Genomic DNA, 15,132 nt, shown 5'->3' with positions numbered 1-15,132 from the left:
GGAGAGGCAGCGAGACTTGGCGACGAAGGAGCCTAGTCGCAGCGGTGAGGGTGATGGTTCGGCTGGTGTGCGGCGGTACGATGGCGGAAGGCCTCGCAATCCGGAGAGGCCACCCCCACCCAACCCTACCCCATCAAGGGGGAGGGCTAGCAGGTCTTCCATGCCGCAACGCGGCGCTTTTGCCGAACCTTACGCACTCAGCGCGATTTCGCGGCCGATCTGGTAGCGCTTCATCTTCTCGACAAAGGTCGTGCGCTGCAGCTTGACCAGGCGGGCGGCAGCGGAAACCACGCCGCCGGTCGATTCGAGCGCCTCGATCAGCACGCGGCGCTCCTCGTTCTGCAGATATTCGCGCAGGTCGATCGGCTTGGCGAAGCTGGGCGTAGGGGCCGGAATGGTCACGGAGGGAGCAGCAGCCATCGGCACGACATTGGCCGGCATCGCCACGCCGATCGGCTGCGACAGTTCGGGGCGCGCCGAGCGGATCGGGCGAAGCAGCATCGCCATCTGGTCGGTGCCGACTTCCATGCCCTGGAAGAACACGGCGGCGCGCTCGACCAGGTTCTTGAGCTCGCGGACGTTGCCCGGCCAGTCATGCGCCATCAGGATCGCCATCGCCTCATCGGTGAACACCGGCGGATTGTCGGCGGCAAAGCCGCGCGAGAGAAAATGCTGGACCAGCATCGGAATGTCCTCGAGGCGCTCGGCGAGGGCAGGCAGCTCGATCGGCAGGACGTTGAGGCGGTAGAACAAGTCAGCGCGGAACCGGCCTTCTGCAATCGCGCTTTCGAGGCACTGGTGGGTTGCCGCGATCAGGCGCACGTCGACGCGCACATCGTCGTTGCTGCCGATGCGGCGGACCTTCTGGTCCTCGAGCACGCGCAGCAGGCGGACCTGCATGTCGAGCGGCATCTCGCCGATTTCGTCGAGAAAGAGCGTGCCGTTATGCGCGGACTCGAAATGGCCGATGCGGCGGGCGATCGCGCCGGTGAAGCTGCCCTTTTCATGGCCGAACAGTTCGGATTCGATCAGCTCGCGCGGGATGGCGCCGCTGTTGACCGCGATGAAAGGGGCGGCGGCGCGCTGCGAGGCGCGGTGCAGCGCGTGCGCGACCAGCTCCTTGCCGGTGCCCGACGGGCCGGTGATCAGAACCGAAGCATTGGTCTGGGCGGCAAAGCGCACGAGGCCGCGGATCTCGCGGATCGCAACGCTGTTGCCCACGATCAGTTCGGCCATGGCCTGTCCGTCGATCTGTTCCATTTTGCTTGCCCCATATCGTTACCGGCACTGCTTGCCGTGTCTGGTTAACGATTTAGGGGTCAATCGTTAACGATGGGTAAAGTCGTCAGGTCCGCTGACAGTTTTCGCCATTTTTTTGACAGGCTGTGGATAAGCCGCGTCCCGATATGGGGCGGCCCGCTGGTCAGCGCTTTTCGGCGGGCTTGGCCATGTTGAAACAGGCTTCGAAATCGATGTCGCCATCAGCAGCCTGCGCATCGTCGCCGGGATTGCGCGCCTTTTCCTTCGCGATCGCCGCCTCGCGCGTCTCGATCAGCTTCGCATCGGCCTCGTTGCCGCTCAGCCCCGCGTCGCGCATCTCGTCGCGGGCGCGCGATTCGAGCACGCTGGCGAGCGTCTTGAGGTCGCGCGCGGTGTTCGAATCGCCCTCGCGGCCCTTCACCTCCTCATAGGCGAGCTGCACATAGACCGCGCATTGCAGCATCGATGGCGGCGGAGGCACGGGAACGGCTGCGTCGAGCTTTTCGAGGCACGGGGTCATGATGGCATCGACCACGCCCGCCGGGTCGTTCGATTGCGCCGCATCGCTCTGCAACTGCTGGACAATCTGCGTCAGCGCTGCGCCGATCGCCGCATCGCTCGATGCGGTTTCGGTAACGATTCGCTCGGCGGTGTTAACAAAATAGGTGCGGCCGCGCGTGACCATGGTGGGATAGGCCAATGCGGACGTCACCCCGCGCTCCTGCTCGGACGCGATGATCGCGAAGGCCGCCGCGCAGGTCAGGTCGTCGCGCTGCGTCTGGGTCAGTGCGGGCGGGGCGACGGGTGCAGGTGCGGCTTGCGCGGCGAACAGCAGGGCAGCGAGGTGGATCATGGCCGCAAGCTTATGCGGGGGGCGGTGCGGCCTGTCACCTGATTTTGGTGCAAAATCCCTGCGGTTCGTGACAGGCGCGTTGCAACGCCGATTGTCACGCCGCAACAGGCCGGGCATAGCACCGCACAGATGATCCAGCGCTTTCCCAAATGGCTCGCCCTGCTGGCGGGCGGGCTTTCCGCCACCGGCTTTGCACCGCTGAACCTGTGGCCGGTGACGCTGGCGTGCATGGCACTGCTGATCCATCTCATCGCCACGGCACCGAGCCGAAAGGCCGCGTTTTCGCGCGGCTGGCTGTTTGGCCTGGGCCAGTTCACCATCGGGCTCAACTGGATCGCGATCGCCTTTACCTATCAGGATGCCATGCCGCACTGGCTCGGCTGGGTCGCGGTGGTGGGGCTGTCCTGCTATCTGGCGCTGTTTCCGGCGCTGGCGACGCTGTTGGCGCATCTGCTTCCGCGCAAGACTGCAGCGGCGGACATATGCTTCATTCTCGCCTTTGCCGCCCTGTGGCTGGTCACCGAATGGATGCGCGCGTGGGTGTTTACCGGATTTGCGTGGAACCCCCTCGGCGTTGTCGCGCTGGAATTCGGCTGGGCGGCGCGGCTGGTGGGCACCTATGGCCTGGGCGCCCTGGTGATGCTGATGGCGGGCGCGCTGCTGCTGGCAGTGCAGCGGCAGTGGAAGCCCGCGCTCGGTCTGTTCGCCGGGGTGGCGCTCCTCAGCCTGGGCGGATGGACGCTTGCGCCTTCGCCTGCGGGCTTCACGCGCACGCCGATCACCGTGGTACAGCCGAACAACGACCAGTCGGACAAATATGATCCGGTCATGGCCGCGCGCAATTTCGCGCGGCTGGTCGATCAGACCGTCGATCGCAAGGCGCCGCCGGGGCGCATCGTGTTCTGGCCCGAGGCTGCGACCGAGGATTTCGTCGAGGATGGCTATCCGCGCCGCTATTATTATCCCGAAACGCCCGCGGGCATCCGCGCCCGGCTGACCCGGCCGATCAATGATGGCGATCTGCTGGTTACCGGCGGGGTGAAGCTCGATTTCGACCGCAACGGGCGCGCCATTGCGGCGGCGAACAGCGTGTTCGTCTTTTCCAGCCAGGCCGAGATCCTGGGCAGTTATGACAAGAGCCATCTGGTCCCCGGCGGCGAGTATCTGCCCTATGAAGAAATCCTCGGCCAGATCGGGCTGTCGCGACTGGTGCCCGGGACGCTCGGCTTCACCCCCGGGCCGGGGGCGCAGACGCTCGATCTCGGCCGCTTGGGCCGGATGGGGCTGCAGATCTGCTACGAGATCGTCTTCTCGGGCGAGGTGGCCGATCGGAACAATCGCCCCGACTTCATCTTCAACCCCAGCAACGATGCCTGGTTCGGCCCCTGGGGCCCGCCCCAGCATCTGGCCCAGGCGCGGATGCGGGGACTGGAAGAAGGGCTGCCGGTAATTCGCTCCACCCCTACCGGCATCTCGGCAGTGGTCGATGCCGATGGGCGGTTGCTCGATTCGATTGCGCACCACAAGGCGGGGCATATCGATGCTGTGCTGCCGAGGGCGCATGCCGCCACGCCGTTTGCGCTCTGGGGCAACGCGCTTGCGCTTGGGCTGGCCGGGCTGCTGCTGCTGTTCGCGGTTGCGCTGCGTGCATTCCGCCGTTAAGGGCCGTGATATAAGGAAATCTTTATATGTGCCTCAGGGGCGGTCGCCCCTGGGCCTCAGCGAGAAGGCGATCCATGCGCAAGAGCTTCCTCTTTACTTCCGAATCGGTCAGCGAAGGCCATCCCGACAAGGTTGCGGACCAGATTTCCGATTCGATCGTCGATCTGTTCCTGTCGAAGGACCCCTATGCGCGCGTCGCCTGCGAAACGCTGACCACTACCCAGCGCGTCGTCCTGGCCGGTGAAATCCGCTGCAAGGGCGTATACGAGAATGGCGAATGGGCCCCCGGCGCGCTCGAGGAGATCGAGAAGACCGTCCGCGCGACCGTGAAGCGCATCGGCTACGAGCAGGAAGGTTTCCACTGGGAGACCTTCAGCTTCGAGAACCATCTGCACGGCCAGTCGGCGGAAATCGCGCAGGGCGTCGATGCCAAGGACAACAAGGACGAAGGCGCGGGCGACCAGGGCATCATGTTCGGCTATGCCTCGGACGAGACCGAAGACCTTATGCCCGCGACGCTCGACTATTCGCACAAGATCCTCGAGCGCATGGCTGCAGACCGTCACGCCAAGGTCGTCGATTTCCTTGAGCCCGACGCCAAGAGCCAGGTGACGCTCGCCTATGAAGACGAAAAGCCGGTGCGCGCCACCGCTCTCGTCGTCTCGACCCAGCACGCGCCCGATTATTACTGGCACGAAGGCCAGGGCGATGCCGACAAGTATCAGAAGCTGTACGACTATGTCGTTGGCGTGATGCACGATGTCCTCCCTGAGGGCTTCATCACCGACGAGACCAAGATCTATGTGAACCCCACCGGCCGCTTCGAGATTGGCGGTCCCGATGGCGATGCCGGCGTGACCGGTCGCAAGATCATCGTCGACACCTATGGCGGTGCCTCGCCGCATGGCGGCGGCGCGTTCTCGGGCAAGGACCCGACCAAGGTCGACCGTTCGGCGGCCTATATCAGCCGCTACATGGCCAAGAACATTGTTGCGGCCGGCCTGGCGCGTCGTTGCACCATCCAGCTGTCCTACGCCATCGGCATTGCCGAGCCGCTGTCGCTCTATGTCGACACGCACGGCACCGGAACGGTCGCCGACGACAGGATCGAGGCGGTGCTGCCGCAGCTCGTCCGCCTGACGCCGCGCGGCATCCGCGAGCATCTGGGCCTCAACAAGCCGATCTACCAGAAGTCGGCCGCTTACGGTCACTTCGGCCGCAAGCCCGAAGGCGACTTCTTCCCCTGGGAGAAGACCGACCTCGCTGAGAAGCTCAAGGCTGCGCTGGCCTGATCCTGCCGGATCACTGAAACACGAAAGGCCGGGTCATCAGCACGATGACCCGGCCTTTTGTCGTTGGGAGTGGCCTTGCGGTCAGCTGCTCCAGGCGCGCCAAAGAACGAACGGATAGGTCAGCACGATGGCGGCAAAGATGCTGGCAATGCCCCAGGGAGCAGGCTTGCCTGCCAGCATGAGCGGAAGGACGAACAGGGTCAACCACAGCGCCTTGTAGATGATCTGGACCAGCAGCAGAGGCGCGAACAGCACGGGCATGAAAAGCCCGAACACCGACGCGGACAGAATTGCGGCCCAGAGGCTACCTACCAGCAGCCTGAGACCCAGGCTGTCGGTCACCGTTCCCTGAAAGACCGAAGCCATGGCGTTGCCGAAAAACATCGCCCAGCAGACCGGTACAAGGATCAGGATGTTGGCAAGATAGGCCAGCCTGAGCAGCGCTCCGGTCTCCATCGCCCGCGATCCTGCCCTTACAGCTTCCCGAATTTCGCCTCGAAACCGGCAATGTCGCCGCGGGCGAGGAAGCCGGCCTGCTCGATCCAGCCGTCGCGCTCGATGCGGCCCTTGAACGTGCCGAGATAGGGATCGATCTCCGCGACATCGGCGGCGGTCCAGGCGGCGATCTGGTCGTAGCGGGCCACGCCCAGTTCGCCGAGCAGCGTGTTCAGCTTGGGGCCGATGCCCTTGATCTTGCGCAGATCGTCCGGCTCGCCCACGGCGGCCGCGATGCGCGGCTTGCCGCTGGCTTGGGCCTCGGCGGCCTGAGCAGCGATCTCAGCATCGACATCGGCGGTGGAGAGCGCCGCGACCGTCGGATCGGGCGCGCCGCCGATGGTCGGAATGATCGCGGGCGGGGCTTCGACCGCGGCGTGACCGTGATCGTGGCCATGACCGTCTTGCCCATGTGCGCCATGGCCGTGATCGTCATGGCCGTGCCTGGCATCGTGATGGCCTGCGCCGCCGCTGCGCCCGACCAGCGCCCAGATGAGGATCATCACCGCGATCACCAGCGCGGCGATCAGGAAAAAGAGCTGCTGTCCATCCATGGAATATCGAGGCCTTTCGTCAACGAGGGGCTCGGCATGCGATGCGGCCCGCCCTGTTCTGGCCCTTAACCGCAGGATCGATTCGTGACCAGTCCCGCGATGAAGAGCGCGGGCGAAGGTTCCGGGGGCTACATCACCCGGTCGCGTTCCTCGTCGATCTGTTCCTGGATATCGCGCGCCTGCTCGCAGGCATCGTCATCGCCATCGTCGCATTTGCGCAGTGCCTTGTCGCGCTGGCGCTGCAGCTTGCCCAGCCGCTCCTCGGCCTTGCGCATCGCGCGGCCGCGATTCTCGTCGGCTTCGGACTGGCTGGTGGTGGCCAGATCGACGCCCTTCGAGACGATCTTGACCGGCGCAGTGACGACAGTGCCCACCGCGCTCGCAATGCAGCCGGTCAGCGCCAGCGGGGCGATCAGGGCAAGCCCCAGCGAAATTTTCATGTATGCAACCCTCCAGCGCGCCTGAGCCCATGCGCGCTGGATATTGCTATAGCCCGGCTGAGCCGATCCTGAACCGCTATTTCAGCAGATCCACCGCAAAGGCGCGGATTTCGTCCGCCATGTCCTCGCGCTCCAGTGCAATCGCCAGGTTCGCCTGGACATAACCGGCCTTCGAGCCGCAGTCGTAGCGCTTGCCGGCAAAGGTGACGGCGTGGAACGGCTGGCTGCCGATCATCCGCGCCATCGCGTCGGTCAGCTGGATCTCGTTGCCCGCACCCTTTTCCTGGCTCTCCAGCGTGCGCATCACTTCGGGTTGCAGGATATAGCGGCCAGAGATGATCAGGTTCGACGGCGCATCCGCTACCTTGGGCTTTTCGACCAGGCCGAGCACCTCGGTGACATCGCCCTCGCTCTTGCCCGGCGCGATCACGCCATAGCTCGACACCGCCTCGCGCGGCACCTCGAGCACGCTGATCAGATTGCCGCCCAGCCGGTTATAGGCCTCGACCATCTGCTTCATGCAGCCGGGCGATCCGACCATGAATTCGTCGGGCAGGAAGATCGCGAACGGTTCGTCACCGACGATATCGCGCGCGCACCAGATCGCATGGCCCAGGCCCAGCGGCTCCTGCTGGCGCACATAGGCGCAATTGCCGGGGCCCAGCCTGGTGGGCTCGAGCACCGCGAGCGACTTGCCGCGCTCGCTCATCGTCTTTTCCAGCTCGAACGCGATATCGAAATGGTCCTCGATCGCGCTCTTCCCGCGGCCGGTGACGAAGATCATCTGCTCGATCCCGGCCTCGCGCGCCTCGTCCACCGCATACTGGATCAGCGGGCGGTCGACGATCGGCAGCATCTCCTTGGGGATGGCCTTGGTCGCGGGAAGAAACCGGGTGCCGAGACCGGCAACCGGAAACACAGCTTTGCGGATGGGCTTCACGTTATGTCCTCTTTATCGGCCCCGACAGCCGAGGCGAGACCTTGCAGCGTGCCGCCCGGCTGTCAAGCCGCGACCCGGTGACGCCGGGCTCAGGCCTTGACCCGCGCGGCAAAGCTCTTGCGCAATTTCTGCAGCTTGGGCGGGATCACCGCCAGGCAATAGGGATTGCGCTGGCCTTCGCCCTGCCAATATTCCTGGTGATAGTCCTCGGCCGGGTACCAGGTCGTCGGCTCCTCGATCGTGGTGACGATGGTCGAGGGCCAGTTCGCCTGGTTGCGGCTCATCGCGGCCTCGGCCTCGACCTGCTGCACCGCATCGAGCGGAAAGATGGCCGAACGATACTGGGTGCCGACATCATTGCCCTGGCGGTTGAGCTGCGTCGGATCGTGCGTCGCGAAGAAGATGTCGAGAAGATCGGCATAGCTCAGCTGCGCGTCGTCGAAGGTCACGCGGATCGCCTCGGCATGGCCGGTATTGCCCGAACATACCTGCTTGTAGGTCGGGTTCTCGGTGGTGCCGCCGATATAGCCGCTCTCGACCTTGCTCACGCCGATCACGTCGTTGAACACGGCCTCGGTACACCAGAAACAGCCTCCGGCGATGATGGCGGTTTGTTCGGTCATGCTTTCCATCCTTGTCTGTTCCAAGTCCGGGCTTGGTTTACGTTCTCCAGAGAGATAGCGTGAAGGCCGCTCAAAACAACCGTCTCAGCCTTCAACCGGCAGCACCGGCGGTGCCTTGGCATCGCTGTCCTTTTCTCCGCCGCGCGCGATCAGCAGGTACATGACCGGGGTGACGATGCGCGAGAGCAGGGTGGAGGAAATCAGCCCGCCGATGATGACGCTGGCAAGCGGTGCATAGAGCGATCCGCCGAACAGCGCGAGCGGCAGCAGCCCGCCGATCGCGGTGACCGAGGTAAGCAGCACCGGCAGGAAGCGCACCTCGCCCGCGCGTTCGATCGCGGCGCGCAATTCCATGCCTTCGCGGCGCAGCTGGGTGGTGAAATCGACCAGCAGGATCGAGTTCTTGATCTCGATTCCGATCAGCGCGACGAAGCCGATGATCGCCATATAGCTGAGCGACGAGCCCGTCACGAACAGCGCGACAAAACCACCGAACGTGCCCAGCGGGATCACGCCTGCCACCACGATCGTCTCGCGGAAACGGCCGAACTCGGCCACCAGCACCGCGAAGATACCGAACAGCGCGATGAGGATGATCGGGCCCAGGCCGCCGAACACCGTCGCGATCGCCTCGGCCTCGCCGCCGGCGGAGACGCGATAGCCCGGCGGCAGTTTCAGCTTGCCCACCTCGTCCATCGCCTGCTGGCTGATCCGTGCGGGCAGCGCCCCGGGCTGGGCGTTGGCGGTGACGGTGACCGACCGTTCGAGCTGGAAGCGCTGGATCTGCGGCGGCACGCTTTCGAGGCGCGGCGTGCTGATCTGCGAGAGCGGAATGGCCTCGCCGGTGCGGCTGGCGACATAGACCTTGTCGAGCGCGGAGATCGGCTGGGTCTCGCCGAGCGGCAGGCGCACGGTGACGCGATAGCTGTCGCCTTCGGGATCGCGGAACGTGCCCGCATTCTCGCCCGACAGCGCCAGGCGGATCGCGCGACGCGGCTCGCCCGGCGCGATGTTGAGCAGCGCCGCCTTGGCATCGTCGATGCCGATATCCAGGTCGATGCCGTCGGTCGCGACCGGGTTGATCACGTCTCGCGCGCCAGGCGTCGACCGCAGGATCTTCTCTACCTTTGCAGCAATGTCACGCAGCGTGTCGAGATTCTCGCCGGTGATGCGCAGCGCCACGGGCGAGGCAATCGGCGCGCCGTTCTGGAACAGTTCAACATTGAAGCGCGCGCCGGGAATCTGCTCGAGCCGGTCGCGGATGCGCGCGATCATCTGCGGACTGCGATCGGGATGCCAGGCATCCATCACCGCAAACACCTCGCCGAAATTGGGCCGCTGGTCGAGCGCGAAGACATTGTAGAAGACCTGCGGGTTCGAGCTGCCGGTATTGGCCGCGCGCACCTTGATGTCGGGTTCCTTCGCCAGCACCGCCTCGACCTTACGCACCAGCGCGTCGGTGGTGGCGACGCTGCTGCCCTGCTCGGCATCGATGGTGACGCGGAAATAGCTGGTATCGGCATAGGGGAACAGGCTGAAGCCCAGCACCGGGATCAGCGCGAAGGCCGATAGGGTCAGCGCCATCGACGCCCAGAAGGTCTGCTTGGGCTTGTCGAGCGCGCCGTGCAGGATCGGGCGATAGAGCCGCTCGATCTGGTGCGTCAGCCATTTGAGGATCGCGTTGCCTTCCGGGTCCTCGTCGCGCGAGAGGATGCGGCTGGCGAGGAAGGGGATGATCGTCAGCGAGATGACCAGCGAGGCGAACACGGTGAAGATGATCGTGTAGATGAACGACTGGGTGAACTTGCCTGCGCCTTCGGGAAGGAAGAGCAGCGGCGTGAAGGCGAAGATCAGCACGCCGGTCGAGCCGAGCACCGCAGGCGTGATCTCGCGCGTCGCGTCGATCGCGGCGATCGAGCGGCGCTTGCCCATGCGCAGGTGCCGCGCGATATTCTCGGTCACCACGATCGAATCGTCGACCAGCAGGCCCAGCGCCACGATGAAGCCCGCGACCGCCAGCTGGCTCAGGTTGAAGCCCATCACGCTGATCGCAAGCAGGCCCGAGGCGAGCGACAGCGGGATCGAGATCATCACGATGACCGACGCGCGCCACCCCAGCGGCAGCAATGTGATGATGACGAGGCCGAGTGCGATCGAGAAGTCGCGGGTGAGCTCGCTCAGGCGGTGCTCGATGTCGCGGCTCTGGTCGAAAATCTGCTCGAGCCGGACATCGGGCGGGAAATTCGCCTGTTGCCGCTTGAGCTCCTCTTCGAGCGACGCCTTGAGCCGGATCACGTCGAACCCGTCCTTCTGCAGGATCGACAGGAAGATCGCGCGCTCGCCGTTGAAGCGGGTGATATAGAGCTGTTCGGCATTGCCCCAGCGGACATCGGCGACGTCCTTCACCCGCATCAGCGTGCCGTTGCCCGCGCGGATCGGCAGGTTGGCGATCGTGTCGAGATCGCGATAGGCGCCGCCCGCCTCGACATTGAAGCGCCGCCCAGCGCTGTCCACCGCGCCGGGCGGCAGCTCCGCGCCGCCGCGGCGCAGCGCATCGGCGATCGCGGACGGGGCGAGGCCCAGCTCGGCAAGGCGGCGGCTGTCGATTGCCACCTGCACCTCGGGCTGCGGCAGGCCGTCGATCACCGTGTTGCGCACGCCGGGATAGCGCACGAAGGTATCGCGGATATCCTCCGAATATTTCTGCATCCGCCGCCAGCTCGCGGTCTTGCTGACCATCGCGAGTTGCAGCACTGCCGCCTCGGTGGTGCGTGCCTTGCGATAGCGCAGCTCGGTAATGCCTTCGGGCAGCTGGCTGCGGATCGCGCTCACTTCGCGCACGACATCGTTGAAATACTGGTCGGGGTCACCGTCCCAGTCGAACTCGGCGGTGACGGTGACGAAGCCGTCGGTAATCCCCGCGCGAATCTCGTCGATATCGTCGATGCCGCGCAGCACCTCCTCGACCGGCTTGGCGATGGTCTGCTCGATGTCCGCGGCGTCGGCTCCGGGCAATGCGATGATCACGGTGACCACGGGGATCGGGAAATGCGGATCGACCGAGCGCGGAATGGTGAGCAGCGAGGTCAGGCCCAAGGCTGCGAGCAGCAGGAACGCCACCAGGCTGAGCTGCCAGCGGGCGATGGTGAAGGCGGCAAGGTTCATTGCGGGGCGCGCCGGGTCGGCGTCATCGCGCGGCGTCGGCGGCCGGGGCCGCAGCGGCGGTGGTGCGGCTTGGCTGGCGGCTGGCGAGCGGCTTCACCTTCGCGCCATCGGTCAGCAGCACCAGGCCCGAGGTCACGATCCGGTCGCCGGGCCTGAGCCCGCCGGTGACGATCAGTTCCTTGTCGTCGATCCGGCCAATCTGCACCGCGCGGGCGCGCACCCGGCTTGTCTTCGGGTCGAGCAGATAGACAAAGCCCTCGTCCGCGCGGACGTTGAACACGGCGCTCGCGGGAACCGCGAGGCCTGACGCATCGGGCGCGGCGGCGACGCGGAACTCCGCCGTGCCGATCTGGCCCGATCGCAGGGCAGGGTTGGCGGGCAGCGCGACCGTCACCTCGAATGCGCCCGAACTCGGATTGGCGCGCGCGTCGATCTCGCTGATGACGCCCTCGATCTCGCCGCCGGGCACCGCCGACAGCCGCACCAGGACCGGCATGCCGGGGGAAAGGCGCGCGATATCGCTGTCGATCATCGGCGCGCGCAGCACCATGCCGCCGCTGGTCTCGCCCAGCACGACGATCTGCGTGCCGGCTGCCACCACCTGTCCCGGCTCTGCGCTGCGCGCCAGGATAATGCCGCCCGAAGGTGCGAGAATACGCGAAGTGCCGCTGGCAAAGCCTGCGGTGCTGACCTGGGCGGTCGCAGCGCGCGCGGTCGCCTCGGCGCGTTCGAGCTGCGCGCGAGTCACCCAGCCCTTTTCGAACAGCTGCTGGAACCGGCCGAGTTCGGCCTGCGCGCGCTGCTGCTCGGCCCTGGCGCTTTCCAGATTGGCGCCGACCTGGGTCGCATCGAGCGCCGCGATCAGCGCACCGGGCATCACCCGGTCGCCCTCCTGGAAGCGGATGCTGGCGATCTTGCCCGCTGTCGTGAAGCCCAGCGGTGTCTCGTAGCGATAGCGCACCGTGCCCGCTGCGGTGATCAGCGCGGAGGTGCTGGCAGGCTGCACTTGCGCAATGGTCACGGGATAGACCTTGTCCGCCGCGACAGGCGCGGGCTCGTCCTTGCCGCCCGAACAGGCGGACAGCGCCAGCGAAGCGCCGACGATCAGCGACAGGGTGAGGGGGCCGTAACGGCGCGCGGTGACGAAACGCATATTGAGTTTCTATCTGCAACCAGTTTTGCTGGCAAGCGCAGAACTGAAATCGATAGCATTTATCGCGGTGCCATGGGCATTAGCCGCGCCTTAACTAAACTGGTTTAGCCCCGATTATCGCTCCGATGGCTCATCGGTGCGGGGAGGACGCAGGGTATGAACTGGCGCATCGGACAACTGCAGTCGCAGCATGAAGCCTGTCTTGCCATCGTGGAGGACATCCAGGCGCGCTCGCTCCAGATCTGGGACCGGCCTGCAGCGGTCGAGATCACGCTGATGCTCGCGCGACTGACCGGCATATTGCGCATCCATCTCGCGCTCGAAGACGAGATCCTCTACCCCGCGTTGCGCAATGCCAGCGATCCCGCCATGGCGCGCACGGCAGAACGCTACTGGCAGGAAATGGGCGGCCTTGCCGATGCCTTTCTCGACTTTGTCGACCGCTGGAAGCGCGCCGATGCGCTGCTTGCCGATGCCGATGGCTTTCGCGCCGAATCTGCCAAAGTGTTCGCGGCGCTCGCCGACCGGATCGATCGCGAGCATGAGGAAATCTATCCGATGGCCGAACGGCTGCGCGCCGCAAAGGCGGCGTGATCAACGCGCTGGTTTGCGCGGACGCGTCCACAAGCCTTCGCGGCTGACCGGCGCCGGGGTTCGCATCGCCTGAGCAAGGCTGCGCGCGACCCATCCGATCTTCTGCCCGCGCGTGGTGATGACCCGGTGGTCCCAGGCCTGCGCGCCGCGGCGGCGCACCTCGCGCGCGATATCGCCATAGATCCCCGCTGCCGCCAGCACCGCCCAGCGCGCGCGAAAGGGCAGCCGCACCGCGCCGACCCGGGCCGAGGCCTCGTGCGCTTCGGAGCGATCGGCCAGCCGCTTCGCCAGCGGTACCAGTTGCGGGCGCAGCCAGGGTTTCATGTGCTGGCCTGGCGGGATGTCCATCTCCGCCAGCCATTCGACCGGCAGGTAGCAGCGCCCCACCGAATCGTCCTCGGACAGGTCGCGCGCGATATTGGCGAGCTGGAAGGCAAGGCCGAGATCGCAGGCGCGGTCGAGCGTTTCCTCGTCAGCCGGATCGACGCCCATCACGATCGCCATCAGCAGCCCGACGGCGCCGGCGACATGATAGCAATATTGATACAGGTCGCGCTCGGTGCGCGGGCGCCAGTCATCGGCGTCGAGCGCGAAACCTTCGATCACGTCGAAGATGATCGCGCGGGGCAGGCGGCATTCGGCGGCCACCACTGCCAGCGCGGCAAAGGCCGGGTCGTCGGTCGGCTGACCGGTCAGCGCCCGGTCAGTCTGCTCGCGGATATAGGCGACGCGCTCTTGCGCATCGGCGACCGCGCTCATGCCATGGCCCATGTCCTGGCCGTCGGCGAGGTCATCGCACTTGCGGCACCAGGCATAGAGCAGCCAGGCGCGCTCGCGGGTCAGCGGATCGAACAGCTTCGAGGCGAGCGCGAAGGATTTCGAGCCGCGCGCGATCGAATCGCGCGCATGATCGACAAGGGCGGCTCTATCCATGGGTGCATGCCGCTGCGAAACTACAGATCATCCGTCGTCATCGAGAAGATCGACTGGTGCGGCTCGTAGGCCGCCATCTTGGCGAGCAATCCGTCGAGCGTGTCATCGACGATCAGGATGTTCGCGTGCTGCGGGCGGATGAAGCCCACCTCGATCATGTGGCGGTTGAAGGCGACGAGCTGGTCGTAAAAGCCGTTCACGTTGAGCAGCCCGACCGGCTTGTCATGATAGCCGAGCTGCGACCAGCTGATCGCCTCCCACAGCTCGTCCATGGTGCCGACGCCGCCGGGCAGCACGATGAAGCCATCGGACAGGTCGGTGAACGCCTGCTTGCGCGCATGCATGCCGGGCACGACGTGCAGTTCAGTGCAGCCCTGATGCGCGACTTCGGGCCGGACCAGCGCCTCGGGGATGATGCCGATCACCTCGCCGCCCAGCTCAAGCGCCGCATCGGCGGTCGCGCCCATCAGCCCGAGCCGTCCGCCGCCATAGACGACGCCGATCCCCCGATTGGCGAGCGTCGCGCCGGTCATGCGCGCAGTTTCGATATAGACGGGATCGGCAGGGGTGGCAGAGCCGCAATAGACGGCCAGGCGCTTGAACGGAGCGGTCATGGTGATTCCTGAATGGGGATGTTGCCAGGTCCATCGCCGGAAATGCGGGGCGGAGCAAGCCTTGCCAACACTAAACCCTCCCCGAGCGAGCTGGGGGAGGACTGACTGCCCTCATTCCTGCGGCAGGCCGTCGGCAATGTCGTAATAATCGCCCTTGTGCGCGGTGAAGATATGCACGTGCAGGTGCGTGTCGGTCGGCGCATCGAACGCGCCCATCGCCACGGCCATCGAATCGCGGTGCGGCGGGTCCCAGAACAGGAAGCTGCCGCAGGTCCCGCAAAAGCCGCGCCGCACCTTTGGGCTGGACTGGTACCAGTGCACATGCTCCTCGCCGGTGATCGCGAGATCGCTGCGCTTGACGTCGGTCGAGGCCCAGTAATGGCCCGACTGCTTGCGGCACTGCCCACAATGGCAGGCATCGGGCCCCTTGAGCGGGGCGGAAACGGTGAAGGCGATCGCACCGCACAGGCATGATCCGGTGTACATGAAAGGGCTCCAGACTATAAAATCCTCCCCGAGCTTGTCTCGGGGAGGGGGACCGCCGACCAAGGGTC

The 15,132-nt window shown here is 65.6% G+C and carries 15 protein-coding genes; 3 read left to right on the top strand and 12 right to left on the bottom strand.

The window, feature by feature from the left end:
* Positions 1-189: 189 nt before the first annotated feature.
* Complete coding sequence (locus AX735_RS27115) at positions 190-1,260, bottom strand: sigma-54 interaction domain-containing protein (RefSeq protein ID WP_066284262.1); 1,071 nt, start codon at positions 1,258-1,260, stop codon at positions 190-192.
* A 163-nt stretch (positions 1,261-1,423) separates the two neighbouring features.
* Entirely contained in the window at positions 1,424-2,113 is a 690-nt protein-coding gene (locus tag AX735_RS20490; RefSeq protein ID WP_066284258.1) for a hypothetical protein, read from the bottom strand.
* Between the two features lie 129 nt (positions 2,114-2,242).
* On the opposite strand from AX735_RS20490, the gene lnt reads away from it, so the two are divergent.
* Both lnt and metK read left to right on the top strand, forming a co-directional pair.
* Complete coding sequence (gene lnt / locus AX735_RS20485) at positions 2,243-3,775, top strand: apolipoprotein N-acyltransferase (RefSeq protein WP_066284255.1); 1,533 nt, start codon at positions 2,243-2,245, stop codon at positions 3,773-3,775.
* Between the two features lie 74 nt (positions 3,776-3,849).
* Entirely contained in the window at positions 3,850-5,067 is a 1,218-nt protein-coding gene (gene metK / locus AX735_RS20480; RefSeq protein ID WP_066284254.1) for a methionine adenosyltransferase, read from the top strand.
* Between the two features lie 81 nt (positions 5,068-5,148).
* On the opposite strand, the gene AX735_RS20475 is transcribed toward metK, so the two are convergent.
* From AX735_RS20475 to AX735_RS20445, 7 genes are all read right to left on the bottom strand, one after another.
* Positions 5,149-5,523: a hypothetical protein gene (locus AX735_RS20475; protein WP_066284252.1), complete on the bottom strand. Its 375-nt coding sequence runs from the start codon at positions 5,521-5,523 to the stop codon at positions 5,149-5,151.
* 17 nt (positions 5,524-5,540) lie between these two features.
* Entirely contained in the window at positions 5,541-6,116 is a 576-nt protein-coding gene (locus AX735_RS20470) for a hypothetical protein (protein ID WP_066284250.1), read from the bottom strand.
* A gap of 128 nt (positions 6,117-6,244) precedes the next feature.
* Positions 6,245-6,556 (bottom strand): hypothetical protein, encoded by a 312-nt coding sequence (locus AX735_RS20465; RefSeq protein WP_066284244.1) that lies wholly within the window; start codon positions 6,554-6,556, stop codon positions 6,245-6,247.
* Positions 6,557-6,632: 76 nt separating this feature from the next.
* Positions 6,633-7,496 (bottom strand): UTP--glucose-1-phosphate uridylyltransferase GalU, encoded by an 864-nt coding sequence (galU, locus tag AX735_RS20460; protein ID WP_066284240.1) that lies wholly within the window; start codon positions 7,494-7,496, stop codon positions 6,633-6,635.
* Between the two features lie 89 nt (positions 7,497-7,585).
* Positions 7,586-8,119: a peptide-methionine (S)-S-oxide reductase MsrA gene (gene msrA / locus AX735_RS20455; RefSeq protein WP_066284265.1), complete on the bottom strand. Its 534-nt coding sequence runs from the start codon at positions 8,117-8,119 to the stop codon at positions 7,586-7,588.
* 84 nt (positions 8,120-8,203) lie between these two features.
* Positions 8,204-11,284 carry an efflux RND transporter permease subunit gene (locus AX735_RS20450; protein ID WP_066284239.1) on the bottom strand — a complete coding sequence of 1,027 codons (3,081 nt, stop codon included), beginning with the start codon at positions 11,282-11,284 and terminating at the stop codon, positions 8,204-8,206.
* A 22-nt stretch (positions 11,285-11,306) separates the two neighbouring features.
* A complete protein-coding gene (locus AX735_RS20445; protein ID WP_066284238.1) occupies positions 11,307-12,437 on the bottom strand; it encodes an efflux RND transporter periplasmic adaptor subunit in 1,131 nt (376 codons plus the stop codon).
* 156 nt (positions 12,438-12,593) lie between these two features.
* Here AX735_RS20445 and AX735_RS20440 point away from each other — a divergent pair, with 156 nt between their 5' ends.
* Positions 12,594-13,031 (top strand): hemerythrin domain-containing protein, encoded by a 438-nt coding sequence (locus tag AX735_RS20440; protein ID WP_066284233.1) that lies wholly within the window; start codon positions 12,594-12,596, stop codon positions 13,029-13,031.
* Here the strand turns inward: AX735_RS20440 and AX735_RS20435 are convergent, their stop codons facing one another.
* The 3 genes from AX735_RS20435 to AX735_RS20425 all read right to left on the bottom strand — a co-directional run bounded on the left by AX735_RS20435 (position 13,032) and on the right by AX735_RS20425 (position 15,064).
* Positions 13,032-13,964: a phytoene/squalene synthase family protein gene (locus AX735_RS20435; protein ID WP_066284229.1), complete on the bottom strand. Its 933-nt coding sequence runs from the start codon at positions 13,962-13,964 to the stop codon at positions 13,032-13,034.
* Positions 13,965-13,984: 20 nt separating this feature from the next.
* Positions 13,985-14,578 (bottom strand): LOG family protein, encoded by a 594-nt coding sequence (locus AX735_RS20430; RefSeq protein WP_066284226.1) that lies wholly within the window; start codon positions 14,576-14,578, stop codon positions 13,985-13,987.
* 111 nt (positions 14,579-14,689) lie between these two features.
* Positions 14,690-15,064 (bottom strand): GFA family protein, encoded by a 375-nt coding sequence (locus tag AX735_RS20425; protein WP_066284223.1) that lies wholly within the window; start codon positions 15,062-15,064, stop codon positions 14,690-14,692.
* Positions 15,065-15,132 lie beyond the last annotated feature (68 nt).

The organism is Blastomonas sp. CCH1-A6, from assembly GCF_001556365.1.
Classification (GTDB): Bacteria; Pseudomonadota; Alphaproteobacteria; order Sphingomonadales; family Sphingomonadaceae; genus Blastomonas; species Blastomonas ursincola.
The sequence above is the reverse complement of the archived record's forward strand: the minus strand, read 5'-3'. Positions and strand labels throughout refer to the sequence as shown.